The following is a 23,796-nucleotide window of genomic DNA, read 5'->3' as shown; positions in this document are numbered from 1 at the left end:
CCAAGGAGACCGACTTCATGCAACGCCGTTCCGTCCTCCAAGCTGCCGCGTTCGCCAGCCTCAGCCCCTTCGGGCATCTGGCCTGGGCCCAGGGCTACCCAGCCAAGCCCATCCGCCTGATCGTGCCGTTCGCACCGGGCGGCACGACGGACATCATTGCCCGCATCGTCTCCGAGCGCATGTCCAGCATCCTGGGCCAGACCATGGTGGTCGACAACAAGGCCGGCGGCGGCGGCACGGTCGGAGCGATGGAGATCGTGCGCTCCGCGCCCGACGGCTACACACTGGGCATGGCCACGGTGTCGACGACGGCGGCCAACCCGGCGATCAATCCCAAGATCGCCTACAACCCGCTGACCGACTTCACGCCCATCATCAACGTCGCGGCGACGCCCAACGTCATTGCCGTGCACCCCAGCTTCCCGGCGCGCGACTACAAGAGCTTCGTTGCCGAACTCAAGAAGAACCCGGCCAAGCACAGCTACGCGACCTCCGGCACCGGCGGCATCGGCCACCTGCAGATGGAGCTCTACAAGACGCTGGCCGGCGTCTTCGTGCTGCACATCCCCTACCGCGGTGCCGGCCCGGCGTTGAACGACACGGTGGCCGGCCAGGTGCCGATGATCTTCGACAACCTGCCCTCGGCCTTACCCTTCATCAAGGACGGCCGCCTCATTCCCATCGTCGTCGCCGCACCGCAGCGCCTGGCGGCGCTGCCGAATGTGCCGACCTTCAAGGAAGTCGGCCTGGAGGCCGTCAACCGCCTGGCCTATTACGGCATCCACGGCCCCAAGGGCCTGCCGCGCGACATCGTCGACAAGGTGCACGACGGGGTCAAGAAGGCGCTCGAGATCCCCGACGTCAAGAAGCGCATCGAGGACACCGGCTCGCTGATCGTGGCCAACACGCCCGAGCAGTTCGCGGCGCAGATTGCGGCGGAGTTCGAGGTCTACAAGAAGGTCGTGGCGGCACAGAAGCTCAAGCTTGATTGACTTGAAACCCCTCGCCCAACCTCGCATCGCTGCACGCGAGCGAGTCTGGTCGGCCCCCCGAGGGGACGGCGATGCTTGCCGGATTGACCGGCAAGCACATCGCCAAAGCGGGCCGGCTAGGGAGCGGCCCGGCGCTCGGCCCGAATGCGGGATGCGCCATGGCCATTGATGCGGGCATCGAGAGTTTCATCGAGGCGCTCTGGCTGGAAGACGGCCTGAGCGCCAACACGCAGGCGGCCTACCGGCGCGACCTGTCCGCGCTGGCGGCCTGGCTGGCGCCCGCCTCGCTGGATGCCTGCACCGAGCTGAAGCTGTTCGAGTACGCGGCCGCCAAGCCGGCCGGCAAAGCCACCAGCGCGAACCGGCGGCTGTCGGTCTTCAAGCGCTATTTCCGCTGGGCGCTGCGCGAGGGTCGCGTCCAGGCCGACCCAACGCTCAAGCTGACGACGGCCAAGCAGCCGCTGCGCGTACCCAAGCTGCTCAGCGAGGCCCAGGTCAGCGCGCTGCTGGATGCGCCGGACGTCGACACGCCGCTGGGCCTGCGTGACCGCGCGATGCTGGAGCTGATGTATGCCAGCGGCCTGCGCGTGTCCGAACTCGTCACGCTCAAGAGCGCCCATGTCGCCTTCAAGGACGCGGTGCTGCACGTCACCGGCAAGGGTTCCAAGGCCCGCCTTGTGCCCTTTGGCGAGCACGCAAGGGACTGGATGACGCGCTATCTGCGCGAGGCCCGCGCCGAGATCCTGGCCGGCCAGAGCAGCGACGACCTCTTCGTGACCGCCCGCGGCGCCGGCATGACGCGGCAGATGTTCTGGACCCTGATCAAGCGACACGCGCTGGCGGCTGGCATCACCGTGCCGCTGTCGCCGCACACGCTGCGCCACGCCTTTGCCACGCATCTGCTCAATCATGGTGCGGATCTGCGTGCCGTGCAGCTGCTTCTGGGGCATGCCGACCTGTCGACGACGCAGATCTACACCCATGTGGCGCGGGAGCGCCTCAAAGCCTTGCACGCCGAGCACCATCCGCGGGGCTGAGCGCGGCGGCCTCTCGTTTTCCCGCCCTCGGGTTGCACCGAAGCTTCGTTCGTTTCGTTGGTTTCAAACCTGTCGGCGGGCCACAACACCCACCTTCACGGGCCTGTTACGAGGGGCAAACTCCGCCGCCATCACAAATCGATCACGGAGTCCTTCCATGCACGCCACCCGCCTGCTGCCAACCGCGCTTGCCGCCATCACCCTCTTTGCCACCGCCTCAGCCCTGGCCCAGGAAGCCAGCAACCTCGAGCGCGTGACAGTCATCGGCTCCCGCAAGAGCCTGCCCGCCGCGTCCAGCACCGACACGCTGGTGCCTGTCGACATCTATTCGATGAGCAAGATCACCGAGGGCGGGGGTCAATTCGACCTGGCGCAGACGCTGCAATACCTGTCGCCGTCCTTCAACTCGACGCGCCAGACCGGCGCTGACGGTGCCGACCTGATCGACTCGGCGGCCCTGCGTGGCCTGGGCTCGGACCAGACCCTGGTGCTCGTCAACGGCAAGCGTCGCCACACCGTGGCGCTGGTCAACTTGTTCGGCGCGCGCAACCGTGGCGCGACGGGCACGGACATGAATGCCTTGCCGCTGCTGGCCATCGACAACGTGCAGGTGCTGCGTGACGGCGCGGCGGCCCAGTACGGCTCAGACGCCATTGCCGGCGTCGTCAACATCCAGCTGAAGAAGAAGGCCGGCTGCGAGGCCGTGGCGGGCTATGGCCAGTACTCGGCGGGCGACGGCAAGAACTACCTCGCCTCTGCCTATTGCGGCATCAAGCTCGGCGACGGCTCGCTGGGCATCACCGGCGAATGGCAGGACCGTGGCCGTTCCAACCGCAACGACCCCAACGACGAGAAGGTCGGCCCCCGCACCATTGGCGACACCGCGGTCACGAACAAGACGGTCTATCTGAACGGCGAGTTCCCGCTGGCGGCCGAGAACAAGCTCTACGTCACCGCCGGTGCGCAGAACCGCGATGCGTCGTCCGGCGCCTGGGCGCGCGGCGGCGTCGGCTCCAGCGACGTGCCGTCGCGCAACTCCGCCGCGATGTACCCTGACGGCTTCGTGCCCTTCATCAACGGCAAGATCGAGGACCGCTATGTCAGCGTCGGCTGGAAGTCGGCCTTTGTCGGCTGGGACACCGATCTGTCGCAGACCTATGGCTCCAACAAGATGCGCTACAACATCAGCAACACGCTGAACGCGTCCATCGCCAACAAGGATCTGCTGGATGGCGGCAAGGGCATCAGCCCGTCCAGCTTTGACGCCGGCGGCTTCGGCTTCAGCCAGGCGACGACCAACTTCGATGTCAGCCGCTTCTTCCCAGACCTGCTCGGGGGCAGCAACATCGCCTTCGGCGCCGAGTACCGCAAAGAGAAATACGACATCGTCGCTGGCGAACTGGGCTCGTACCAGGACGCCGACGGCCTGAACTTCGGCGGCATCGCCGGCAGCCAGGGCTTCCCGGGCTTTCAGCCGGTCGACATGACCAACCGCAGCCGCAACAGCCAGGCGCTGTATGCCGATTGGGAAGCCAGCTTCACGCCCAGCCTGACAGTCGACGCAGCCATCCGTGCTGAGCACTACAGCGACTTCGGCTCCGAGACCACCGCCAAGCTGGCGGCCAGCTACAAGCTCAGCAAGGAAGTGCTGCTGCGGAGCGCGGCCAGCACGGGTTTCCGCGCCCCCAGTCTGCAGCAGCTCTACTTCTCGTCCACCTTCACCGACTTCATCAGCGGCAAGCCCGTGCAGGTGAAGCTGGCCCCGAACGGCAGCGCCATCCCGCTGGCCGCGGGTGTGCCGCCGCTGAAGCAGGAGAAGTCCAAGAACTTCACGCTCGGCCTCACCGTCAAGCCGAGCGCCGACACCTCGCTCACTGTCGACCTCTACCAGATCAACATCCGAGACCGCATCGTGCTGTCCGGCCGCTTCACGGCCAGCAACTACCCGCCGCTGGCACCGCTGTTGACCAGCCAGGGTGTCGAGCAGACCGCCTTCTTCGTCAACTCCATCAACACGCGCACCCGCGGCTTGGACCTGACCGCGTCCAACCGCATGAAGCTGGGCGCGGGTCAACTCAGCACTTTCCTGGCGCTGAACATCAGCCGCACGACGGTGACGGCCATCCACGCGCCGGCAGCGCTGAAGGGGTACGAGGATGTGCTGCTGTCGACGCGCGAGCGCCTCTTCATCGAGGAGGCCGGCCCGCGGGCCAAGGGCACGCTGGGCTTCGAGTACGCCCAGGGCGCCTGGACGGGTGAGGCCAAGATCATCCACTTCGGCAAGCAGACGCAGGGCGCTTTCACCGAAGGCATGACGCTGAACTACAAGCCCAAGACCTCGATGGACCTGGGCGCCACCTGGCAGGCCACGCCGGCGCTGAAGCTCAGCATCGGTGGCAACAACGTCTTCAACGTGAAGCCGTCGCGCCAGGACCCGTTCGAGACCGACAACGGCTTCTACTACGACAGCGTGCAGTTCGGCCTGAATGGCGCGTCCTACTACGCGCGGGCTTACTACAAGTTCTGAGCCCGGACAAAAGCACGGTAGCTGCGGACTGTGCAACGCCTGCGACGGCCCGCCGACATGCAAGTCGGCGGGCATGATCGTGCAACCCTTGCTTGGTGATCCGCGTCGAGGCGCAGCTGCCGTTCAGGCCCGTTGTGGACTGAGCGCTGCCCGCCTCATGCGCCCCATTTGGCGAGGTATTTGTCGTAGTTTTCTCGCCAGTCGGGCGAGCCGGCGCGTCCGCTGCTCTGGTGAGTGATGGCGATCGGCCAGGTGGCCAGCCACAGCCCGGCCTGACGGGCGCTGCGGCAAAAGTCCATGTCGTAGAAGTGGAAGTCGAAGCGCTCGTCAAAACGAACTTGTCGTTCCCTGAGCAGGTCACGCCGGGTGGCGAGCAGCACGCCATCCAACAGCTCGCAGCTGGCCGGCACCGGGCCGAAGTGGGCGACCTTGCCAAAAGCCTGCTGCCCATGGCAGACCGTGCCGCTGAGGTGCTCGGCGGCATCCCATTCGAAGCGCGGGGTCGGAAAAGCCCATGAGGGCTGCCCCGGCACGCGGCGGCGGTTGCCTGCCACGCCGATGATGTCGACCGCGTTCACGGCAGCCGACACGTGTTCGAAAAAGAAGTGATCGTCCAGCCAGACGTCGTCGTGGATGAATACTAGGATCGGCTCGGCGTCGGCGGCGTCGATGCGCTCGTTGTAGACCGACGGCAAACCCCTACGGTTCTCGAAGGCAATGCGTGGTTTCAGTCGGTGGTCATGCGATATGCGCTGCAACGACAGACCCAGTGCCGAGCGGGTCCAGAAGTCGTGAGAGGTCAGGCGCGTTGCGCAAATCAGATCCATCATGCGTTGTGAATCCAGGTGAACCTGTTGTCGTTGGCGAGGCGGCGTAGTCTAGCGATGGCCTTCGGGCTCCTGAGGCGCGAGGCTCGCCGCTGACGTAGTGCTGCGCGGGAAGCGCCTGGCGTGCTTTGTGCCCGCGCTGTAGCGCCGCGTGCCAGCCTTTTCGACAGGGCGGCGGGGACAATGAATCGATGGACCACAGCTTCCTCTCCGCCCTGATCCTGCTGCTGCTGGTGCTCGACCCGCTCGGCAGCCTGCCCGTGTTCATTCCCATCATGCGTGCGGTGCCCAAGGAGCGCCGCACGCGGGTGGCGTTGCGCGAGGTGGGCATCGCCTTCTGCGTGCTGTTTGCCTTCATGTTCCTGGGCGAGGGCTTCCTGCGCGTGATGCACCTGTCGGAGCGCTCGCTCGAGGTGGCTGGCGGCGTGATTCTGGTGATCATCGCCATCCGCATGATCTTCGGCAGCTCGGGCGAATCGGCCTATGGCCTGGAGCCCGGCAAGGAGCCGCTGATCTTTCCGCTGGCCGTGCCGCTGCTGGCTGGGCCATCGGCCATGGCCACGGTGTTGCTGCTGGCGTCCCGCCAGCCTGACCGCATTTACGAGTGGATTGGTGCGCTCAGCGCGGCCCTGCTGGTCTCGGGCCTGGTGCTCGTGCTGGCGGACCGCATCCGCAAGCTGCTGGGCGACTCGGTGGTCTCGGCCATCGAGAAGCTGATGGGCCTGGTGTTGACGGCCATCGCCGTCGAGATGGTGCTGGCCGGCCTGAAGCGCTACTTCGTCGGCGGTTTGTAGTCCTTGGTCGGCCAGCGGCCGGCCTTACTTGTTCTTGAGCTTGGCTTCCTTGCCCTTGGGCAGCACGGCCGTCATCGGTGGCACCGGGCGATCCGAGCCCGCCGCCTTGCCGGGGCCCGTGTCCTTCTTGGGTTTCTTCGTCATCTTGTTGCCGCGTTGTTCGGTGTTGGCCATAGGTCCTCCGTGCAGAGTGATTGCGAGAAACCGAACTATGCCTCAGCGTCGTAGCGTGTTTTAGCTGGGCTTACCGCCCATTGCGCTGAAGTGATGTCGTAGCGCTTGCAGTCCATGTCATACCAGCGGCCGTTGCCGGTGAAGGTCATGCCCAGGCGCTCCATGACGGTGGAGGAGGGCGTGTTCTCGGGCTGGCAGACGGCGCAGATCAACTCCGGCTTGAGCGTCTTGAACGCCCAGCCGACCATGTGGCGGGCTGCTTCGCTGGCATAGCCCACGCCCCAGGCATCCTGGCGCAGCCGCCAGCCGGTCTCCAGCGGCCCCGCCGGGTCGCGGTTCAGGTGCTGGATGCAGCCGGTGCCGATCAGGTCGCCGTTGTCCTGGCGGATGAAACCCCACCAGGAATAGCCGAACTCGGCCCAGCGGGCCTTCACGCGGTCGATCATGGACTGCGTGTCTTCCGGCGTGTCAGGCCGGCCGGTGATGTAGCGCATGACGACGGGGTCGCTGTTCAGGCGGTACAGGGCCTCGAAATGGCTGTCGTTCAGCGGCTCAAGGCGCAGCCGAGGGGTCACGAGAAGGGTCATGGCATCCAGCCTGAGTGGGTCACGGTTGGATGCATTCTGAAGTGGCGCGTTCTCACGATTCGAAAGTCACTTTTCAAATCATGAAAAGCAACCATGGTGCGCTGCCGCAATATTTCTCATTATGGTGAATGGCATTTCTTGATTTGAAAAATAAAACATAAGCCATTGTTTTTAAATGAAAAAGTTTTTCGTCTTATATAAGACTGGCGGCTTCACAAGGCCAGGTCCAAGGCCTAGTCTTGCACCATCGGTTTTCGATGTTCAGCAAGGAGCTTTTCATGACCCGCCTCACCCGTGACCAACAGATCGCCGCCCTGGAAAAAGACTGGGCCGAGAACCCCCGTTGGAAGGGCATCACCCGCGGCTACAGCGCCGCCGACGTCGTGCGCCTGCGCGGCTCCATCGAGATCGAACACACGCTGGCCAAGCGCGGTGCCGAGAAGCTCTGGGGCCTGGTGAACACCGAGCCTTTCGTCAATGCCCTGGGCGCCCTGACCGGCAACCAGGCCATGCAGCAGGTCAAGGCCGGCCTGAAGGCCATCTACCTGTCCGGCTGGCAAGTCGCCGGTGACGCCAACAGCAATGGCGAGATGTACCCCGACCAGTCGCTGTACTCGGTGGACTCGGTGCCCAAGGTCGTCAAGAAGATCAACGCCACCTTCCAGCGCGCCGACCAGATCCAGTGGAGCGAAGGCAAGGACGACATCGACTTCTTCGCCCCCATCGTGGCCGACGCCGAAGCGGGCTTTGGCGGCGTGCTGAACGCCTTCGAGCTGATGAAGGCCATGATCGAGGCCGGTGCCGCGGGCGTGCACTTCGAAGACCAGCTGGCCAGCGCCAAGAAGTGCGGCCACATGGGCGGCAAGGTGCTCGTGCCCACCCGTGAAGCCGTTGCCAAGCTCGTCGCCGCCCGCCTGGCCGCCGACGTCATGGGCACGCCCACGCTGCTGGTCGCCCGCACCGACGCCGAAGCCGGTGATCTCGTCACTGCCGACATCGACGACAACGACAAGCCGTTCTGCACCGGCGAGCGCACCGTCGAAGGCTTCTACCGTACCCGCAACGGCCTGGACCAGGCCATCAGCCGCGGCCTGGCGTACGCGCCCTACGCCGACCTGATCTGGTGCGAGACCGGCAAGCCCGACCTGGCCTTCGCCAAGGCCTTCGCCGACGCCATCCATGCCAAGTTCCCCGGCAAGCTGCTGGCCTACAACTGCTCGCCGAGCTTCAACTGGAAGAAGAACCTGGACGACGCGACCATCGCCAAGTTCCAGCGCGAACTGGGTGCCCTGGGCTACAAGTTCCAGTTCATCACGCTGGCCGGCTTCCACAGCCTGAACTACTCGATGTTCGAGCTGGCCCATGGCTACGCCCGCCACCAGATGAGCGCCTTCGTCGAACTGCAGGAGAAGGAATTCGCCGCCGCCGAGAAGGGCTTCACCGCTGTCAAGCACCAGCGCGAAGTCGGCACCGGCTACTTCGACGCCATCACGACGACCATCGAAGCCAACGCTTCCACGGCCGCGCTGAAGGGCTCGACGGAAGACGAGCAGTTCTTCGACGCCAAGCACGGTTAAATCAGTCGGCTTCAACTCCTGACTTTTGTGGCCCGCTTCGGCGGGCCTTTTTTATGGCGTTGTGAGTGTTTGCCCGGTCGTCACGGTCGTGTCATATTCATGTCAAACACTCGTGGCCATGAACAACACAACGACAACAAAGTTCAGCCTCGCAAATCGCCTGAGCGCCTGGGTCGGCCAGCGACGCGAGACCCGTTTCCAGCAGGCGCTGCGCCGCCAGTGCCCGCCGGCCACGCTGGCCGCCGAGCAGATCCCGCCCGCGGTTCGCGCGGCCTGGATGCGGCAAGCCCCCGATGACTTTCCCGGCCTTGCCGTCGATGACGCGGCCTGGTTGCGTTGCTCCGCAGGCCTGGCCCAGTTCTTCGAAGCCTGCCGGCTGCAGCAGGCTCAGGGCCCGTGTGCCTTGCCCAGCAAGGCGGCGGATTCGGTGTGGCATGTCTGGCTGCAAACGGATGCTGGCGGGCTGGCTGCCTGGCAGCAACGCTACTTCGGCCAGTTCGTCGAACACCGCGAAGCCGAGGCGCTGGGCGCGCCCCTGGATGAATGCCTGGCCCGCACCTGGGCCGGCGCCTGTCGCAGCGAAGGGCGCAGCCTGATCGCCCAGCGGCTGCCCTTCCTGTTCGCGCTCGACGGCCTGATGCGCCTGCCCACCGGCTGGGCCTATGGGCATGAGCGCGGTGTGCTGGTGCATCGCCAGATCGATGGCTTTGGTCAGCTCAGCGGCAGCTCGACGACCCATGCCGCTCTCGGTGCTGCCGGGTTGGCGGGCCTGGGGCTGCTCAGTGCCGCAGAGGCCCAGGCGATGCAGCGCCGCCGTGATGACAGCGGTAGCGGCGATGGCGGCTTCAACTGGGGCTACAGCTTCAGCGATGGCGGCAGCAGCGACTGTGGCAGCAGCGATGGCGGTGGAGCCAGCTGTGACGGCGGTGGCGGCAGCAGCTGCGGCGGCTCGGGCTGTGGGGGCGGCGGGGGCAGTTAGGGAAGCGCTGAACAAGTCCCTCGCGCGCAGCGCATCCCTGCTTTGGGCGGTCTGCGGCGTTGCAAATGCTCGCCATAGCAAGGGCTATGGCTGCGCGTTGCGCCTGGCAGCCCATCCCAAACCAGGGCGCGCTGCATCGCGGGGACTTATTCAGCGCTTCCTTAGCGCCGCGCCACCTGGAAGGTGCCGACCGCGCCGTTCAGCGTCGTTGCCTGCTCGCGCAGGCTCTCGGCCGCGGCGGTCGACTCCTCCACCAGCGCGGCGTTCTGCTGCGTGACCTGGTCGAGCTGGGCAATCGCGATATTGACCTGGGCGATGCCGTCAGACTGCTCGGCCGTGGCGGTCGTGATCTCGCCCATGATGTCCTTGACGCGTTGCACGGCGCCAACGAGTTCGCCCATCGTCTTGCCCGCCTCGGCCACCAGCCGCGAGCCCGCTTCCACGCGCTCGACACTGCTGCCGATCAGGCTCTTGATCTCCTTGGCCGCATCCGCCGAGCGGCCGGCCAGCGAGCGCACTTCGCTGGCGACAACCGCAAAGCCGCGCCCCTGTTCACCGGCTCGCGCCGCCTCGACGGCGGCGTTCAGCGCCAGGATGTTGGTCTGGAAGGCGATGCCATCAATGACGCTGATGATGTCGGCGATCTTGCGCGAGCTGGCATTGATCTCGTCCATGGTGTGCACGACCTGGCCGACCACCTCGCCGCCCCGCTGAGCCACGTTGGCGGCCGAGACCGCCAGCGTGTTCGCCTGGCCGGCTGACGCCGCCGACTGCTGCACCGTGCCGGTCAGCTCCTCCATCGCACTGGCCGTCTGTTCCAGGCTGGAGGCCGCCTTTTCGGTGCGGGCGCTCAGGTCCTGGTTGCCACTGGCGATCTCGGCCGACGCGGTGCCGATGGATTCGGCCGAATCGCGGATGCTGCCAATCGTCTGCGCCAGCGTTTCGCGCATGCGGCGCAGCGTCGTCTGCAGCTTGCCGATTTCGTCGGAGCGCGCAATCTGCCCCGCGCCCGAGCGCATCAGATTGCCGTCCGCCACGCGCTCGGCCAATTCGTTGGCTGCCGCCAGCGGCAGCGTGATGCTGCGCGTGATGGTCCAGGCCGCGGCCACGCCCAGGCCCAGCATGGCGAGGCCGAAACCCAGCAGCAGCAGGCGGCCGTTGCTGTTGGCGGCGTCGATGCCGGCCGCGGTCTGGTCGATGGCCTTGCGCTGGTAGTCCAGGAAGTCCTGCATCTTGGCCAGATAGACCTTGGAGCCGGGCACGAAGACATCGGTCAGCAGCTTGTCGGCCGCCTCGGCCTGGCCGTCCTTCTTGAGCTTGACGATCGTGTCGCGCGAGTCGATGTAGATCTTGCGTGCCTTGCCGACTTCATCGAACAGCGTCTGCTCCTCGGGCGAGCGGATCAGCGCTTTCAGCTTGTCCTGCATCTCGCTGGACGACTTGGTGGACTGCGCCTGATCCTCCTTGAACAGCTCGACCAGCGAAGCGTCGGAGCTCTTGGCGATGGCCATGGTGCGGCGCACGCCCGAGTTGATGTTGCGGTTCCAGTCCGCAATCAGCCTCTCCTTGGTCAGCGGCTCGTCCATCATCTGACGCGTCGCCGCGGCCGTCGAGGCCAGCCGCCAGGACGCCAGCGCAATCACGCAGGCGGCCAATGCCAGCACCAGGGCGAAGCCGGCGGCCAGGCGCTTGCCGATGGATAGCTTGTTCATGATGTCTCCTGTCTTTTCGTCTCGACGCCGCGCCTGCGCGCGGGCAACGAAGCATGCTAGTGCGGCGTTACAAGCCGTGTCGACCGCAAACTGGGACTTCGGTCACGCTGTCGCGATGAAAACGATGATCAACGCGATGCTGCCAGCAGCGCCCGGTATTCCTCGGCGCTCGCAATGCGCGGGTTGGTCTTGTGGCAGTGATCGACCAGGGCGCGTTCGATGATGCGGTCGTCCAGCTCGGGGCCGACCTCCATGGCCGCGAGCCCGCTGGGCAAGCCCAGGCGGGCATTCAATGCGCTGATCGCGCCGGCCACCGCATCGGCGTCGCTGCCGGCCAGCCCCATGGCCTGCGCCAGCCGTTCGATGCGCCGCTCGCGCCGCACGCTGTCGGCCTCGGCATTGAAGCGGATCATGGCCGGCAGGAAGACCGCGTTCAGCGTGCCGTGGTGCAGGCGCGGGTTCAGGCCGCCCAGTGCATGGCTCAGCGAGTGCACCGCGCCCAGGCCCTTCTGGAAAGCCATCGCGCCATGCACGCTGGCGCACATCATGTCCATGCGCGCATCCCGGTCCTGGCCGTCGCGCGTGGCCTGTTCAATGGATTGCCAGCCCCGGCGCAGGCCTTCCAGCGCGATGCCATCGGCCGGCGGGTTGAAGGCCGGCGCGAGGAAGGTCTCGATGCAGTGGGCGATGGCGTCCATGCCGGTGGCGGCCGTCAGGCCCGGCGGCAGTTTCAGAGTCAGCGCCGGGTCGCAGATGGCCGCCTTGGGCAGCAGCTCCCAGTTGTGGAAGCCCAGCTTGCGGCCGTCGTCGACGATGATGATGGCGCCGCGGGCCACCTCGCTGCCAGTGCCCGCCGTCGTCGGCACGGCGATCAGCGGCAGCACCTTGGGGCTGATGCGCCCGGCGCCGCCTTCGATGGTCGCGTAGTGCGTCAGCGGGCCCTCGTGCGTGGCGGCGATGGCCACGCCCTTGGCCAGGTCCATGCTGGAGCCGCCGCCGATGGCGATCAGGCCGTCGCAGTCGAACTCCCGGGCCATCTGCACCGCCAGCCGAACGGCGGCCTCGGTCGGGTTGGCGGGGGTGCGGTCGAACACGGGGGGCTTGACGTCGAAGGCTGCCAGCGCTTCGTCCAGCACGCCGGCTGCGCGCACGCCGGCGTCGGTGACGACGAGCGGGCGGCGGATGCCGATGCGCTCGCACTCGGCCGGCAGCAGGCGGCTGGCGCCGAACTCGAGCTCGATGCGGGTCAGGTAGAGGATCTGGGCCACGGCGCACTCCCTGCAATGTCTTTGCGCATCCTAGTCCGGCGTGTCTAGACTCGCCGTCATGCGCGCGACTTCACTGCCCCTGCTGCTCCTGGTCCTGCTCGCGGCCTGCGGGGGCGGAGGAGGGGGCTCGACCCCAACGCCGACGCCGCCTGTCGACAACCAGCCGGGGCTGACCGACACGACGGTCTATTCCTCGGCGGCCGATGCTTCGCTGTCGGGCGCCGTCGAGGCCGCCGCCGTCAGCACCCAGACGCTCACGGCCAACGGCCAGACGCTGAGCTACACCGCCACCGCCGGCCACCTGATCGCGCGCGACGCCACTGGCGCTGCCGAGGCCTCGGTGTTCTACGTCGCCTACACCCTGCCCGGTGCCGATGTGGCGACCCGCCCCGTCACCTTCTTTTACAACGGCGGCCCGGGCTCGGCCTCGGTCTGGCTGCAGCTGGGCAGCTTCGGTCCCAAGCGCCTCGTGGCCAACGCACCCGACACGACGGCGGCGCGGCCTTTCCCGATGATCGACAACGCCGAGCACCTGCTGGGCCAGACCGATCTCGTCTTCATCAACGCAGTGGGCAGCGGCTACTCCCAGGCCATCGCGCCCTTCACCAACCGCAACTTCTGGGGCGTGGACGCCGACGCCGCGCTGTTCCGCGACGCCATCCAGCGCTACCTGGCTGCCAACAACCGCGCCGCCTCGCCCAAATACCTCTACGGCGAAAGCTACGGCGGCCCGCGTACGGCCGTGCTTGCGCGCCAGTTGCAGGAGGCCGGCGTCATGCTTGACGGGCTTGTGCTGCAGTCCCCGGCGATGGACTACAACAGCAATTGCGGCATCACGAACGGGCAGGGCTGCGGCGGCTATCTGCCGAGCTTCGCCGCCGTTGGCGCCTTCCACCAGCTGACGCAGCCCGTGCCGACCGATCTCAATGCCTGGGCGGCGCAGGCGCGTACCTATGCCGACCAGGTTTACGCGCCGGCGCTGCAAGCCTGGCTGGCCAATGTACCGACACCGACGATCTGGCAGCCTCTGGCCAACCTGACCGGTTTACCCGCGGCGCAATGGCAGACGAGCCTGAACGTGTCGGCCGACAACTTCCGCATCTGGCTGATCTCCGGCCAGCAGCTCGGCCGCTACGACGGCCGCATGAAGGCGGCCATCGGCAGCCAGCTCGCCTCGGAGGGCGATGTGTCCAGCACCTGGATCGGCAGCAGCTTCGCCACCGGCATCGCCACCCATCTGCGCGACCAGCTCGGCTACCGCAACAGCTCCACCTATGTCGTGCTGAGCAATGCCATCAACTTCTGGAACTTCAGCCACGCCGGCCGGCCCTTGCCGGACACCTTGCCCGACCTCTCGGTGGCCCTGGCCCAGAACGCCCGCCTGCGCGTGCTCGCCGTCAGCGGCTATCACGACCTGGCCACGCCCTTTCACCTGACCGAGACCGACCTGGCGCGCGTCGATGCCAGCCGCGTGAAAGTCCGCAACTATGCCGGCGGCCACATGAGCTATCTCGACGACGCGACCCGGGTCGCTCAGCTCGCCGACCTCAAGGCCTTCTACGCGAACACGCTGGCCCTGCGTGCCGCTGCCGACCTCGGACCCGAACGGCGAGCGTTGCAGGCTCGACCCTTCGTGATGGTGGATCGCGCCGGTACGCCGCAGCAGCCGGGCAGCGTGGCGCCAACGAGCGAGAACGCCTTCCAAGCCCCGCTGCGCGACCCCTGGGTGCCGCCGACAATGCGGGCCCGATGACGACGCCACTGACCCCACGCATGGCCGAACTGCTGACGCGCATCCAGCGCGCTAAGCGGCCGCCGTTTCACGCGCTGACGCCGCGTGAGGCCCGCTTGGCCTACCGCATGGGCGCAGAGATCCTGGACCTGCCGCGTGCGGCCCTGGCCCGCGTCGAAGATCTGGAGGTGGCTGGCCGGCCGGCACGTCTGTACGCGCCCAGCGCCGACAAGCTGCCCGTGCTGCTGTATCTGCACGGCGGCGGCTTCACGATTGGCGACCTGGAGACGCATGACAGCCTGTGCCGTCAGCTCAGCAACCGCAGTGGCGCAGCCGTGCTGGCGCTGGACTACCGCCTCGCACCCGAGCACCGTTTCCCGGCCGCTGTCGACGATGCCTGGGCTGGCCTGGCCTGGCTGCATGAGCAGGCGTCGGCGCTGGGCCTGGACGGCAGCCGCCTGGGCGTCGGCGGCGACAGCGCCGGCGGCACGCTGGCGGCCAGCACGGCCTTCTTCGCCCGTGAGCAGGGCCTGCCGCTGGCGCTTCAGCTTCTGATCACGCCCGGTACCGCGGCCCGGCTGAGCCATGACTCGCACCGCCGTTTTGCCGAGGGTTATCTGCTCGATGCGACGACCATCGAATGGTTCTTCAGCCACTACATCGACGCCGACCAGCGCAGCGACTGGCGCTTCGCACCGCTGGAGGCCGAGGACCATGCCGACCTCGCGCCGGCCGCCGTGCTGCTGGCCGAGGCCGACCCTCTGGTGGACGAAGGCCTGGCCTATGCCGACGTGCTGCGCGCGGCCGGCGTGCCGGTGCAGCTGGAACTCGCACGCGGCGTGACCCACGACTTCATCAAGATGGGCCGCAGCCTGCCCGAGGCCGTCGCGGCGCTGGACTTCTGCGCCGCGGCCATCAAGGAACATCTCAAGCCATGAAACGCCAGGACTTTCGCTTCTTCGAACCGCTGCGCGTGCGCTGGGCCGAGATCGACGCCCAGGGCATCGTCTTCAACGGCCACTACCTGACCTATATGGACACGGCCATCAGCGGCTATTGGCGAGCCCTGGCGCTGCCCTATGCCGACACGATGAAGATGCTGGGCGGCGACCTCTTCGTGCGCCGCGCGGCGCTGGACTACCTCGCCTCGGCCCGCTATGACGACCGCCTGGACATCGGCGTGCGCTGCCGCGAGTTCGGCAACAGTTCGATGAAGGTCGACGGCGCCTTCTTCCGTGGCGACCAGTTGCTGGTGCAGGCCGACATGATCTACGTCTTCGCCGACCCGGTCGCGCAGACGCCGCAGCGCCTGCCCGATGCGCTGCGCGACGTCATCCATGGCTTCGAGGCCGGCCAGAGCGTCGTCGACGTCAGCGTCGGCGCATGGAGCGAGCATGGCGAAGCCGCCGGCGCCATCCGTCGCGAGGTCTTCATCGAGGAGCAGGGCATCCCGGCCGACATGGAATGGGACGCCGCCGACGCCAGCTGCCTGCATGCGCTGGCGCGCAACCGCTTCGGCATTCCGCTGGCCACCGGCCGGATGCTGGAGCACGTGCCCGGCGTGGCCAAGATCGGCCGCATGGCCGTGCTGCGCGCCATGCGCGGCACCCAGATCGGCCGCCAGGTGCTCGACGCGTTGATGGCCGAGGCCAGAAAACAGGGCTACCGCGAGGTGCTGCTGCATGCGCAGCTGTCTGCGGAGAATTTCTATTTGCGCGCTGGCTTCCAGCGGCGGGGCCAGCCTTTCGAAGAGGCCGGGATCGGACATGTGGAGATGGTGCGCGGCCTCTAACCGAGCATCTCGAAGCGCTCAACCTTGCGTTCGCTGGCCAGCCACTCGGCCATCGCCGCTGCCACCTGCGGCTCGCGGTGGGTCCAGCCTTCCGGGTAGATCTCCATCCACGTCCACCGCCCATCGGCGTCCGGCTCGGGGCGTTGCAGCAGCTCGATGGGCGCTTCGACACGAGCCTTGCGAAAGGCGATGAGTGCCGCCTCGACGTTGTCGGCGGCGACGCGGTAGTAGACGTAGAGCTGCACGGTCAGTCTTGGGGCGGGATCTCGTAGGGCAGGGCACGCGGCTGCAGCGTGGCGCCGGTAGCGCTGCCCAGGTGCAGGCTGCCGCCTTCCAATGCCGCGAGCTTGATCTCGGCGGCAATGGCTGTCCGGCCGCCCTTGGACCCACTGCCCGCAACGACGCCAGCGGGCTGCTCCGGGTCTGCGCTGTTAAAGATCTCCTGGCCGATGGTCGCGGGCGCATCCGCCTCGAAAACCTGCAGCCGGCGCTTCAGCGTGCCGCGGTACTGGCTGCGCGCGACGATCTCCTGGCCGGGGTAGCAGCCCTTCTTGAAGTTCACGCCGCCCAGCACTTCGAAATTGATCATCTGCGGCACAAAGGCCTCGACGGTGGCGCCGCGCACCCAGGCCACGCCGGCTTCGGCTTCGGCCCAGGCCCAGTCGTCGGCCGTCATCGCTGCGCCGGTCGGTGCGGGTGCGTTGGCGGGCTGCACGCGCAGCGCGCGACCCGTGCCGGGCAGGGCGATCTGTACGGCTTCGTCATCGCTCGCCAGCGTCCAGGCCTCGGCGGTCGGCTCGCCCAGCAATCCGTAGACCGCGAACTCGGCGCTCGCGTCGCTGAGCTTGCATTTGGCGCGCATGACGAACATGGACAGCCGCTTCAGCGTCGCCGCCAGCGTCTCGGCCGGCAGGGCCAGCAGAATCTCTTCATCACCGCCGCGCCAGCCCACCATCGTCGCCAGCAGCCGGCCCTTGGCCGTGCAGAAGCCGGCCAGGCGTGCGTGCTCGCGGTCGAGCAGGGCGAAGTCCTGGGTCAGCTGGCTGTGCAGGAAGCTGGCGGCGTCAGCGCCCTGGGCGCGGATCACGCCCCAGTCAGAGAGACGGAGTTGGGAGGCTTGGGACATGACGGGAATTATCATCGGCCCCCTTTTGACCGGGCTTTTCACAGGGCATGAAGTGGTTGTTGCGAGCGCTGCTCGTCTTGTTGTTGATCGCAGTGCTGGCTGCAGGCGCCGTCTGGCAGTGGCTGCGCAGCCCGCTGGCGCTGTCGGCGCCTTCGGTGGAGCTGTCCATCGAGCCCGGCACCAACCCGGTGGAGGTTGCCCGCGCCTGGGTCGCTGCCGGCGTGCAGACCGATACCCGCTTCCTCTACCAATGGTTCAAGTGGTCCGGCCAGGCCAAGCAGATCCGCGCCGGCAGCTATGAGGTGCATGCCGGCATCACGCCGCGCGAGTTGCTCGACAAGATGGTGCGCGGCGACCAGGTCATGGAGCAACTGCGCCTCATCGAAGGCTGGAACTGGCGCCAGGTGAGGGCAGCACTCGCCGCCGCACCTTCACTCAAGCCCAAGACGGCGCAGATGAGCGATGCCGAGATCATGACGGCGCTGGGTGAGCCCGGCGTGGCGCCCGAGGGCCGCTTCTTCCCCGACACCTATGCGTACAGCCGCGGTGTCAGCGACCTGACGGTGCTCAAGCGCGCCCACGCGGCGATGCGGGGCCGGCTGGCGGCAGCCTGGAGCAAGCGGGCGCGCGACCTGCCGCTGAAATCGGCCGACGAGGCGCTGATCCTGGCCTCCGTCGTCGAAAAGGAAACCGGCGTGTCTTCAGACCGCTCCAAGGTCGCCGCCGTCTTCATGAACCGGCTGCGCGTGGGCATGCCCCTGCAGACCGACCCCACCGTCATCTACGGCCTGGGCGAAAGCTTCGACGGCAACTTGCGCAAGCGTGACCTGCTGGCTGACACGCCCTACAACAGCTACACCCGTGGTGGCCTGCCGCCGACGCCGATCGCCATGCCCGGCGCGGCCTCGCTGCAGGCGGCGCTGAACCCGGCGGCCATCAAGGCGGTCTACTTCGTTGCCCGGGGGGATGGCAGCAGCGAATTCAGCGATGACCTCGCCGCGCACAATCGCGCGGTCAACAAATACCAACGCGGCGGCAAGTGACCGGTCGATTCATTTCTTTCGAAGGCATCGACGGTGCCGGCAAGTCCACCCACATCCAGGCGGTGGCCGACTGGTTCCGCGCGCGCGGCGCCGATGTGCAGCTAAGCCGTGAGCCTGGCGGCACGCCACTGGCCGAGACGCTGCGTGACATCGTGCTCAAGGAATCCATGGGCTCGCTGACCGAGCTGCTGCTGATGTTTGCCGGCCGGCGCGACCATGTCGAGGCCGTCATCAAGCCGGCACTGGCCGCCGGCAAGACGCTGCTCTGCGACCGCTTCACCGACGCCAGCTTTGCCTATCAGGGCGGCGGCCGCGGCCTGCCGCTGTCGGTGCTGGAGCCGCTGGCCGATTGGGTGCAGGAAGGCACCGAGCCCGAATTGACGCTGTGGTTCGACCTGCCCGCCGAACAGGCCGCCGCCCGTCGTGCCAGCGCCCGTGAGGCGGATCGCATCGAGCAGCAGGACCTGGAGTTCTTCGAGCGCGTGAGGGCCGGCTATGCGGCGCGTGCGGCCAAGGCGCCGGGGCGCATCGTGCGTGTCGACGCCAGTGGCACGGTCGAGCAGGTAGGTGCCCACGTGCTGGCCGTCCTTGCAGAACGCTACCCATGCTGAACGCCGATCTCCCCTGGCTGCAGGCGCCGCTGGCCGATGCGCTGGCACGGGCGCGTTCGCATGCGCTGCTGGTGCAAGGGCCGGCCGGCGTCGGCCAGCTCGAACTGGCCGTCAAGCTGGCCCAGAGCTGGCTGTGCGAAGACCGTGGCCAAGCCCAACCCGCCTGCGGCCACTGCTCAAGCTGCAAGCTGTTCACCAGCGGCACCCACCCGGATTTCCAGCTGTTGATGCCGGAAGCCCTGGACGCATCAGCCCGTGAGTCTCTCGGCCTGCCTTTCGAGGAACCCGACGCGCCCAAGGCCGGCAAGGCCAAACCCAGCAAGGAAATCAAGGTCGAAGCGGTGCGCAACCTGCTCGCCTTTGCCCAGGCGACATCGGCGCGCGGCAAGGCCAAGGTGGTCGTCATCTTCCCGGCCGAGGCGCTGAACGGCATTGCGGCCAATGCGTTGTTGAAGACGCTGGAGGAGCCCTCCGGCCTGTTGCGCTTTGCGCTGGCCAGCCATGACAGCGCCGCGCTGCTGCCCACCATCCGCAGCCGCTGCCAGCCGGTACCCTTGCCGCTGCCCGAACGCGCGGCTGCGCTGGCCTGGCTGGTGTCCAAGGGTGTCGACGGTGCCGAAGGGCTGCTGGATGCCACAGGCGGCCGGCCGCAGCAGGCGCTGGCCTGGTCCGAAGGCGGCTTGACCGATGCGGCGTGGCAGGCCCTGCCCAAGCGGGTGGCCCGCGGCGAGGTGGCGGCCTTGTCGGACTGGGCGCCACCTCGCGTCATCGATGCGCTGCAGCGCCTGTGCCACGACCTGGTGCGCCGCAGCCACGGGCAGCGCGGCCAGTTTTTTGCAGCTGCGGCCCTGCCTTCGCCCAAGCGTCCGGCACCGCTGCTGGCCTGGGACGCCGAGCTGCGCCGCGCCGCCCGCCACGCTGACCACCCGCTGAATGCAGGGCTGTGGATCGAGGCTTTGGTCGCTCAAGCCCACACTGCCATTTCGGCCGCCGCACGCTGACTACACTCGCCCTTCATGAGCGACGCCCCCTCCTCCAAGTCTCCGCAATTCCAGCCCAGCAAGGTGAGCGGTAGCCTGCCCTTGCCCACGGTGAGCGGTCAGGGCGCATCGTCCGGTGCACGGCCCAGCGTCATCCAATTGGTTTTCCGCGAGAAGTCGGCGCTCTACGCCGCCTACATCCCGGCCTTCACGGAAGGCGGCCTGTTCGTGCCGACGACGCGCGACTACAAGCTCGGCGAGGATGTCTATCTGCTGTTGGCTCTGCCCGAAGACAACCAGCGCTATCCGGTGGCTGGCAAGGTGGCCTGGCTGACGCCGGCCAACGCGTCGGGCGGCCGCACCCAGGGCGTGGGCGTGCGCTTCCCCGGAGACGAGAAGACCCGGTTGATCCGCGTCAGGATCGAGGAAATCCTGGGCACTGCGATCTCGTCGAGCAAGCCGACTCAGACTCTTTGACCGATCGATGTTCGTTGATTCCCACTGCCATCTCAGCTTCCCGGAGCTGAAGCAGAACCTTCCCGCCATCCTGGCCAATATGCAGGCCGCGCAGGTCGAGCAGGCCATCTGCATCTGCACGCAGATGGAGGAGTTCGAGGCCGTGCATGCGCTGGCGCTTGAGCATCCCCAGCTGTGGGCCACCGTGGGCGTGCACCCCGACACCGAGGACATGCGCGAACCCGACGTGGCGGAACTGGTGCGCCTGGCCGCGCTGCCGCGTGTCGTCGCCATCGGCGAGACCGGGCTGGACTACTACCGCCTCAACGGCCGCAGCATCGACGACATGGAGTGGCAGCGCGAGCGCTTCCGCACCCACATCCGGGCGGCGAAGGTGGCGGCGAAGCCACTGGTCATCCACACCCGTTCCAGCGCGGCCGACACGCTGCGCGTGCTGGACGAAGAGGGCGGTGAGCAGGCCGGCGGCGTCTTCCACTGCTTCACCGAGACGGCGGAAGTTGCCCTGGCCGCCGTCGAACGCGGCTACTACATCTCCTTCTCGGGCATCGTCAGCTTCAAGAACGCCCAGGACCTGCGTGACCTGCTGAGGCTGCTGCCGCTGGACCGCGTGCTGATCGAAACCGACAGCCCCTATCTCGCGCCGGTGCCCTTCCGCGGCAAGACCAATTCGCCGGCCTATGTGCCCCATGTGGCCAAGGCGGTGGCCGATGCGGTGGGCCTGCCGGTGGAGGAGCTGGCCGCCCGCACGACGGCAAATACGCGGCGGCTGTTCGGCCTGCCCGAAGCGGCATGAAGAAGGCATGGATCGCCGCGCTGGCGCTGCTGGCCACGACGGCCCTGCGTGCCGCGCCCGCTGACGAACTCGCCATTGCCGCCGAAATGAACGACGGCCGCGCCGTGCTGGCCCTGCTGCTCAAGGGCGTGGACGCCAACCAGGCTGACTCGCGCGGCCGCAAGGCCATCTTCATCGCCGTGCGTGAAGAGTCGCTGCGCGCGCTGGACAGTCTGCTGGCTTCGCCGCAGACGCAGGTGGACGAAGCCAATGCCCAGGGCGAGACGCCGTTGATGGTGGCTGCCATCCGCGGCTCGCTGCCGGCCGTGCAGGCCCTGGTCAAGCGTGGCGCCGCCGTCAACCGCGCGGGCTGGACGCCGCTGCACTACGCCTGCAGCGGGCCGGACAACGGCGTGGCGGCCTTCCTCATCGCTCACGGCGCCGAGCTCAATGCGCGCTCCGAGAACGGTACGACGCCGCTGATGATGGCGGCGCGCTACGGCAACAGCGATCTGGTGCCTCTGCTCATCAAGGCGGGCGCCGAGCCGCGCGCGGCCAATGAGCAGGAACTGACGGCGGCCGATTTCGCCCAGCGCGGCGGCCGCGATGTGATGGCCAAGGAGCTGCGCCTGATCATTCAGGAACGCCAGCGCGCGGCCAAAGCTGCAGAACCTGCCAAGAGCGCCAATTAGTTCTCGCCCCGGGGGCCGTGTAGGGAAAAGTCTTACAGCGGCTAGCGCGCTGGGCCGACTGTTGCGCCAAGGCGCGGCTGCCTAAAGTGGAGTCATCGTCAAACACGAGGCCCACCATGCTGTCCAACACCCCGAATCTGGCTGACCCCTTCGCGATGCTGATCTCCCCCGCCGAGGTGATGAACGCCATCGAGCGTTCCGACCGCCTGGCGCGCCTGCAGAGCCGCATCTACCGCCCGCTGGACCGCCCATGGATCCCGGTCAAGGCTTCGGCCGATTTCGACAGCGAGATCGACGCCGAGCTGGAAGTCCCCGATCTGTCTGACGACGCCGAATAAAGAAAAACGCCCGCTGATGCGGGCGTTTTGCTGGAGGCCGGAGGCGTCTGCTTAGACGCGCTTGCGGTACTCGTGGGTGCGGGTGTCGATTTCGATCTTGTCGCCGTTCTCGACGAACGCCGGCACGGAGATCTCGAAGCCGGTGCCCTTCAGGCGGGCGGGCTTCATGACCTTGCCCGAGGTGTCGCCCTTGGCGGCCGGCTCGGTCTCGATCTCGCGCACGACGCTGGTGGGCAGTTCGATGGAGATGGCTTTGCCGTCGTAGAAGGTCACTTCCGCGGCCATGCTGTCTTCGAGGTAGGACAGAGCGTCACCCATGTTCTCGGACTCGACTTCGTACTGGTTGTACTCGGTGTCCATGAAGACATACATCGGGTCGGCGAAGTAGGTGTAGGTGCACTCCTTCTTGTCGAGGATGATCTGCTCCATCTTGTCGTCGGCCTTGAAGACCAGCTCGGCACCCGCGCCGTTCAGCAGGTTCTTCATCTTGATGCGCACGGTGGCAGCACCACGGCCACCACGGCTGTATTCGGTCTTCAGGACGACCATCGGGTCCTTGCCCTGCATGATCACGTTGCCGGCGCGGATTTCTTGAGCGAGTTTCATGGTGAATTGCGGTGTGAGGCGCCGGAGATTCCGGCTGGACGGCGCACCAGACTCCAGGAGAACCCGTCTCGGGTTGGCGCGGCAAAGCCCGTCATTCTAGCTGGAAACCCCTAAGAAGCCCTGCAGCTGCGTCAGCAAGTCGGGCTGCGCCGCCAATTGCGCACGCCACCTCGGCGCTTGCTCGGCGGCCTCGTCCAGGCCGGTGAGCGAGGCGGGCAAGGGGGTCAGGCCGTTCCAGCCACGCCAGACCGCGCGCCAGGATGCAGGCAGTTCGGCACGCGCCATGAAGGCTTCGAGCTTGGCGTGGTGGGCGTCGTCGTGCTGGGGATAGATATGCCAGACGAAAGGCTTGCCGGCCCATTGCGCGCGCACGAACGAGTCCTCGCCGCGCACGAAGTTCAGGTCGCAGGCCCAGAGCAGCCGGTCGTAGTCGTCCTGGGCCAGATAGGGCAGGGCGATGGTGCGCAAGCCTGGGCGTTCCTGAACCTGTGCCTGCAGCGGGCCGGGGCAGGCGAGCAGCAGCGTGGGCTCGCTGCCCAGCGCGTCGAGCAGAGCCGGCAGGGCCGCATTGGCATAGGCGAACAGGCTGACGACGCGCTCGCCAGGCAGCGGCGGCCAGCCCCGCTCAGCCAGCCAGGCCGCGCCATCGAAGCCGGCGATCCGCTTCAGCAAACCCGGTTCGCGAAGCAGGCCGCCGGTGCGTGGCGTGAAACCGGGGTAGAAGAAATGCTTGGTCAACCCCGCGCCAGGGCCGCTGAACTGCGGTGAGGCCAGGCCATGGCTGCGCTCGACATAGTCCTCGGCGCTGAGGTATTCGAGGTTGATCCACCGCGCTGGCCGCTGGCCCGTGGCCATGCGGGCCACGAAGGCCGGCGGCAGTTCGCAGCCAAAGGCCTCGATGACGATGTCGCCGGGCTGCGCGAGCACGTCGCCCTCGGGCCAGGCGCGCACGTCGATGGCGGCGGGACGGTCCGGGGCCATCCAGGCCAGGGCCGACGGCTCGTCGATCCACAGCCTGGCCTCATCGCCGCGCGCCGCGAGGTCGCGTGCCAGCCGCCAGCAGACGCCCAGATCGCCATGGTTGTCGATGACGCGGCAGAAGATGTCCCAAAGCATCGGCGCTCTCATGGCCCGATTCTCCCAGGCCACAATT

General features: G+C 67.3%; 25 protein-coding genes. 16 read left to right on the top strand and 9 right to left on the bottom strand.

Annotation, left to right across the window (positions count from 1 at the left end; genetic code table 11):
* The first annotated feature begins 17 nt into the window (after window positions 1-17).
* The 3 genes from AC1DW0_RS11705 (at window position 18) to AC1DW0_RS11695 (ending at window position 4,556) form a co-directional block, all read left to right on the top strand.
* Window positions 18-992, top strand: a complete 975-nt coding sequence (locus AC1DW0_RS11705; RefSeq protein WP_477945961.1) for a tripartite tricarboxylate transporter substrate binding protein BugE — start codon at window positions 18-20, stop codon at window positions 990-992.
* 158 nt (window positions 993-1,150) lie between these two features.
* The gene (gene xerD, locus AC1DW0_RS11700; RefSeq protein WP_477945959.1) at window positions 1,151-2,029 is read left to right on the top strand and encodes a site-specific tyrosine recombinase XerD; all 879 of its coding nucleotides are present in this window, start codon (window positions 1,151-1,153) and stop codon (window positions 2,027-2,029) included.
* A 157-nt stretch (window positions 2,030-2,186) separates the two neighbouring features.
* Window positions 2,187-4,556, top strand: coding sequence for a TonB-dependent receptor plug domain-containing protein (locus tag AC1DW0_RS11695; protein ID WP_457353053.1), 2,370 nt, complete (start codon window positions 2,187-2,189; stop codon window positions 4,554-4,556).
* A gap of 155 nt (window positions 4,557-4,711) precedes the next feature.
* Here the strand turns inward: AC1DW0_RS11695 and AC1DW0_RS11690 are convergent, their stop codons facing one another.
* Window positions 4,712-5,386, bottom strand: a complete 675-nt coding sequence (locus AC1DW0_RS11690) for a glycosyltransferase (RefSeq protein WP_457353051.1) — start codon at window positions 5,384-5,386, stop codon at window positions 4,712-4,714.
* A 188-nt stretch (window positions 5,387-5,574) separates the two neighbouring features.
* Here AC1DW0_RS11690 and AC1DW0_RS11685 point away from each other — a divergent pair, with 188 nt between their 5' ends.
* Entirely contained in the window at window positions 5,575-6,177 is a 603-nt protein-coding gene (locus AC1DW0_RS11685) for a MarC family protein (protein ID WP_056201623.1), read from the top strand.
* A 24-nt stretch (window positions 6,178-6,201) separates the two neighbouring features.
* Here AC1DW0_RS11685 and AC1DW0_RS11680 read toward each other — a convergent pair whose 3' ends face one another.
* Both AC1DW0_RS11680 and AC1DW0_RS11675 read right to left on the bottom strand, forming a co-directional pair.
* Window positions 6,202-6,351, bottom strand: coding sequence for a hypothetical protein (locus tag AC1DW0_RS11680; protein ID WP_200946909.1), 150 nt, complete (start codon window positions 6,349-6,351; stop codon window positions 6,202-6,204).
* Between the two features lie 35 nt (window positions 6,352-6,386).
* The gene (locus AC1DW0_RS11675) at window positions 6,387-6,938 is read right to left on the bottom strand and encodes a GNAT family N-acetyltransferase (protein ID WP_457390501.1); all 552 of its coding nucleotides are present in this window, start codon (window positions 6,936-6,938) and stop codon (window positions 6,387-6,389) included.
* A 278-nt stretch (window positions 6,939-7,216) separates the two neighbouring features.
* Between AC1DW0_RS11675 and aceA the strand changes: the two genes are divergently transcribed.
* Complete coding sequence (gene aceA / locus AC1DW0_RS11670; RefSeq protein WP_477945956.1) at window positions 7,217-8,515, top strand: isocitrate lyase; 1,299 nt, start codon at window positions 7,217-7,219, stop codon at window positions 8,513-8,515.
* A gap of 118 nt (window positions 8,516-8,633) precedes the next feature.
* On the top strand, window positions 8,634-9,494 hold the full coding sequence (locus AC1DW0_RS11665) for a hypothetical protein (protein WP_477945954.1): 861 nt from the start codon (window positions 8,634-8,636) through the stop codon (window positions 9,492-9,494).
* A 161-nt stretch (window positions 9,495-9,655) separates the two neighbouring features.
* On the opposite strand, the gene AC1DW0_RS11660 is transcribed toward AC1DW0_RS11665, so the two are convergent.
* Together AC1DW0_RS11660 and AC1DW0_RS11655 are read right to left on the bottom strand one after the other, a co-directional pair.
* Window positions 9,656-11,206 carry a methyl-accepting chemotaxis protein gene (locus AC1DW0_RS11660; protein ID WP_056201632.1) on the bottom strand — a complete coding sequence of 517 codons (1,551 nt, stop codon included), beginning with the start codon at window positions 11,204-11,206 and terminating at the stop codon, window positions 9,656-9,658.
* A 128-nt stretch (window positions 11,207-11,334) separates the two neighbouring features.
* Window positions 11,335-12,474 (bottom strand): iron-containing alcohol dehydrogenase, encoded by a 1,140-nt coding sequence (locus AC1DW0_RS11655; RefSeq protein WP_477945952.1) that lies wholly within the window; start codon window positions 12,472-12,474, stop codon window positions 11,335-11,337.
* 58 nt (window positions 12,475-12,532) lie between these two features.
* Between AC1DW0_RS11655 and AC1DW0_RS11650 the strand changes: the two genes are divergently transcribed.
* From AC1DW0_RS11650 to AC1DW0_RS11640, 3 genes are read left to right on the top strand one after another with little or no spacing between them, the layout of a single operon-like run.
* Entirely contained in the window at window positions 12,533-14,227 is a 1,695-nt protein-coding gene (locus AC1DW0_RS11650) for a S10 family peptidase (RefSeq protein ID WP_477945950.1), read from the top strand.
* Window positions 14,224-15,144, top strand: coding sequence for an alpha/beta hydrolase (locus AC1DW0_RS11645; RefSeq protein WP_457324681.1), 921 nt, complete (start codon window positions 14,224-14,226; stop codon window positions 15,142-15,144). The genes AC1DW0_RS11650 and AC1DW0_RS11645 overlap by 4 nt, the downstream gene beginning before the upstream one ends.
* Complete coding sequence (locus AC1DW0_RS11640) at window positions 15,141-15,998, top strand: YbgC/FadM family acyl-CoA thioesterase (protein ID WP_477859049.1); 858 nt, start codon at window positions 15,141-15,143, stop codon at window positions 15,996-15,998. The genes AC1DW0_RS11645 and AC1DW0_RS11640 overlap by 4 nt, the downstream gene beginning before the upstream one ends.
* On the opposite strand, the gene AC1DW0_RS11635 is transcribed toward AC1DW0_RS11640, so the two are convergent.
* Together AC1DW0_RS11635 and ygfZ are read right to left on the bottom strand one after the other, a co-directional pair.
* A complete protein-coding gene (locus tag AC1DW0_RS11635) occupies window positions 15,995-16,243 on the bottom strand; it encodes a DUF4936 family protein (protein WP_056201645.1) in 249 nt (82 codons plus the stop codon). The genes AC1DW0_RS11640 and AC1DW0_RS11635 overlap by 4 nt on opposite strands.
* A 2-nt stretch (window positions 16,244-16,245) precedes the next feature.
* Entirely contained in the window at window positions 16,246-17,124 is an 879-nt protein-coding gene (gene ygfZ / locus AC1DW0_RS11630) for a CAF17-like 4Fe-4S cluster assembly/insertion protein YgfZ (RefSeq protein WP_477859051.1), read from the bottom strand.
* Between the two features lie 47 nt (window positions 17,125-17,171).
* On the opposite strand from ygfZ, the gene mltG reads away from it, so the two are divergent.
* The 7 genes from mltG to AC1DW0_RS11595 all read left to right on the top strand — a co-directional run bounded on the left by mltG (window position 17,172) and on the right by AC1DW0_RS11595 (window position 22,037).
* Complete coding sequence (gene mltG / locus AC1DW0_RS11625; RefSeq protein ID WP_056201650.1) at window positions 17,172-18,167, top strand: endolytic transglycosylase MltG; 996 nt, start codon at window positions 17,172-17,174, stop codon at window positions 18,165-18,167.
* Window positions 18,164-18,778: a dTMP kinase gene (gene tmk, locus AC1DW0_RS11620; protein WP_056201653.1), complete on the top strand. Its 615-nt coding sequence runs from the start codon at window positions 18,164-18,166 to the stop codon at window positions 18,776-18,778. The genes mltG and tmk overlap by 4 nt, the downstream gene beginning before the upstream one ends.
* The gene (locus tag AC1DW0_RS11615; protein WP_477945947.1) at window positions 18,772-19,779 is read left to right on the top strand and encodes a DNA polymerase III subunit delta'; all 1,008 of its coding nucleotides are present in this window, start codon (window positions 18,772-18,774) and stop codon (window positions 19,777-19,779) included. Before tmk ends, AC1DW0_RS11615 begins: the two co-directional genes overlap by 7 nt.
* Before the next feature lie 15 nt (window positions 19,780-19,794).
* Complete coding sequence (locus AC1DW0_RS11610) at window positions 19,795-20,235, top strand: PilZ domain-containing protein (RefSeq protein WP_082532892.1); 441 nt, start codon at window positions 19,795-19,797, stop codon at window positions 20,233-20,235.
* 7 nt (window positions 20,236-20,242) lie between these two features.
* A complete protein-coding gene (locus tag AC1DW0_RS11605; RefSeq protein WP_477945945.1) occupies window positions 20,243-21,028 on the top strand; it encodes a TatD family hydrolase in 786 nt (261 codons plus the stop codon).
* Window positions 21,025-21,699, top strand: a complete 675-nt coding sequence (locus tag AC1DW0_RS11600) for an ankyrin repeat domain-containing protein (RefSeq protein WP_457324684.1) — start codon at window positions 21,025-21,027, stop codon at window positions 21,697-21,699. The genes AC1DW0_RS11605 and AC1DW0_RS11600 overlap by 4 nt, the downstream gene beginning before the upstream one ends.
* Window positions 21,700-21,815: 116 nt before the next feature.
* On the top strand, window positions 21,816-22,037 hold the full coding sequence (locus AC1DW0_RS11595; RefSeq protein WP_056201663.1) for a hypothetical protein: 222 nt from the start codon (window positions 21,816-21,818) through the stop codon (window positions 22,035-22,037).
* Between the two features lie 51 nt (window positions 22,038-22,088).
* Here AC1DW0_RS11595 and efp read toward each other — a convergent pair whose 3' ends face one another.
* Window positions 22,089-22,643: an elongation factor P gene (efp, locus tag AC1DW0_RS11590; protein WP_056201666.1), complete on the bottom strand. Its 555-nt coding sequence runs from the start codon at window positions 22,641-22,643 to the stop codon at window positions 22,089-22,091.
* Window positions 22,644-22,739: 96 nt separating this feature from the next.
* Window positions 22,740-23,771: an elongation factor P maturation arginine rhamnosyltransferase EarP gene (gene earP / locus AC1DW0_RS11585; RefSeq protein ID WP_477945943.1), complete on the bottom strand. Its 1,032-nt coding sequence runs from the start codon at window positions 23,769-23,771 to the stop codon at window positions 22,740-22,742.
* Window positions 23,772-23,796 lie beyond the last annotated feature (25 nt).

The organism is Roseateles sp. P4_D2 (genome assembly GCF_056401875.1).
This window is presented reverse-complemented; position numbering and strand designations above follow the sequence as displayed.

Bases quoted from the DNA above. Each gene is read 5' to 3' on its own strand.
- AC1DW0_RS11705 (WP_477945961.1), top strand. From the start codon at position 18: ATGCAACGCCGTTCCGTCCTCCAAGCTGCCGCGTTCGCCAGCCTCAGC.
- xerD (WP_477945959.1), top strand. From the start codon at position 1,151: ATGGCCATTGATGCGGGCATCGAGAGTTTCATCGAGGCGCTCTGGCTG.
- AC1DW0_RS11695 (WP_457353053.1), top strand. From the start codon at position 2,187: ATGCACGCCACCCGCCTGCTGCCAACCGCGCTTGCCGCCATCACCCTC.
- AC1DW0_RS11690 (WP_457353051.1), bottom strand. From the start codon at position 5,386: ATGATGGATCTGATTTGCGCAACGCGCCTGACCTCTCACGACTTCTGG.
- AC1DW0_RS11685 (WP_056201623.1), top strand. From the start codon at position 5,575: ATGGACCACAGCTTCCTCTCCGCCCTGATCCTGCTGCTGCTGGTGCTC.
- AC1DW0_RS11680 (WP_200946909.1), bottom strand. From the start codon at position 6,351: ATGGCCAACACCGAACAACGCGGCAACAAGATGACGAAGAAACCCAAG.
- AC1DW0_RS11675 (WP_457390501.1), bottom strand. From the start codon at position 6,938: ATGACCCTTCTCGTGACCCCTCGGCTGCGCCTTGAGCCGCTGAACGAC.
- aceA (WP_477945956.1), top strand. From the start codon at position 7,217: ATGACCCGCCTCACCCGTGACCAACAGATCGCCGCCCTGGAAAAAGAC.
- AC1DW0_RS11665 (WP_477945954.1), top strand. From the start codon at position 8,634: ATGAACAACACAACGACAACAAAGTTCAGCCTCGCAAATCGCCTGAGC.
- AC1DW0_RS11660 (WP_056201632.1), bottom strand. From the start codon at position 11,206: ATGAACAAGCTATCCATCGGCAAGCGCCTGGCCGCCGGCTTCGCCCTG.
- AC1DW0_RS11650 (WP_477945950.1), top strand. From the start codon at position 12,533: ATGCGCGCGACTTCACTGCCCCTGCTGCTCCTGGTCCTGCTCGCGGCC.
- AC1DW0_RS11645 (WP_457324681.1), top strand. From the start codon at position 14,224: ATGACGACGCCACTGACCCCACGCATGGCCGAACTGCTGACGCGCATC.
- AC1DW0_RS11640 (WP_477859049.1), top strand. From the start codon at position 15,141: ATGAAACGCCAGGACTTTCGCTTCTTCGAACCGCTGCGCGTGCGCTGG.
- ygfZ (WP_477859051.1), bottom strand. From the start codon at position 17,124: ATGTCCCAAGCCTCCCAACTCCGTCTCTCTGACTGGGGCGTGATCCGC.
- mltG (WP_056201650.1), top strand. From the start codon at position 17,172: ATGAAGTGGTTGTTGCGAGCGCTGCTCGTCTTGTTGTTGATCGCAGTG.
- AC1DW0_RS11615 (WP_477945947.1), top strand. From the start codon at position 18,772: ATGCTGAACGCCGATCTCCCCTGGCTGCAGGCGCCGCTGGCCGATGCG.
- AC1DW0_RS11610 (WP_082532892.1), top strand. From the start codon at position 19,795: ATGAGCGACGCCCCCTCCTCCAAGTCTCCGCAATTCCAGCCCAGCAAG.
- AC1DW0_RS11605 (WP_477945945.1), top strand. From the start codon at position 20,243: ATGTTCGTTGATTCCCACTGCCATCTCAGCTTCCCGGAGCTGAAGCAG.
- AC1DW0_RS11600 (WP_457324684.1), top strand. From the start codon at position 21,025: ATGAAGAAGGCATGGATCGCCGCGCTGGCGCTGCTGGCCACGACGGCC.
- AC1DW0_RS11595 (WP_056201663.1), top strand. From the start codon at position 21,816: ATGCTGTCCAACACCCCGAATCTGGCTGACCCCTTCGCGATGCTGATC.
- efp (WP_056201666.1), bottom strand. From the start codon at position 22,643: ATGAAACTCGCTCAAGAAATCCGCGCCGGCAACGTGATCATGCAGGGC.
- earP (WP_477945943.1), bottom strand. From the start codon at position 23,771: ATGAGAGCGCCGATGCTTTGGGACATCTTCTGCCGCGTCATCGACAAC.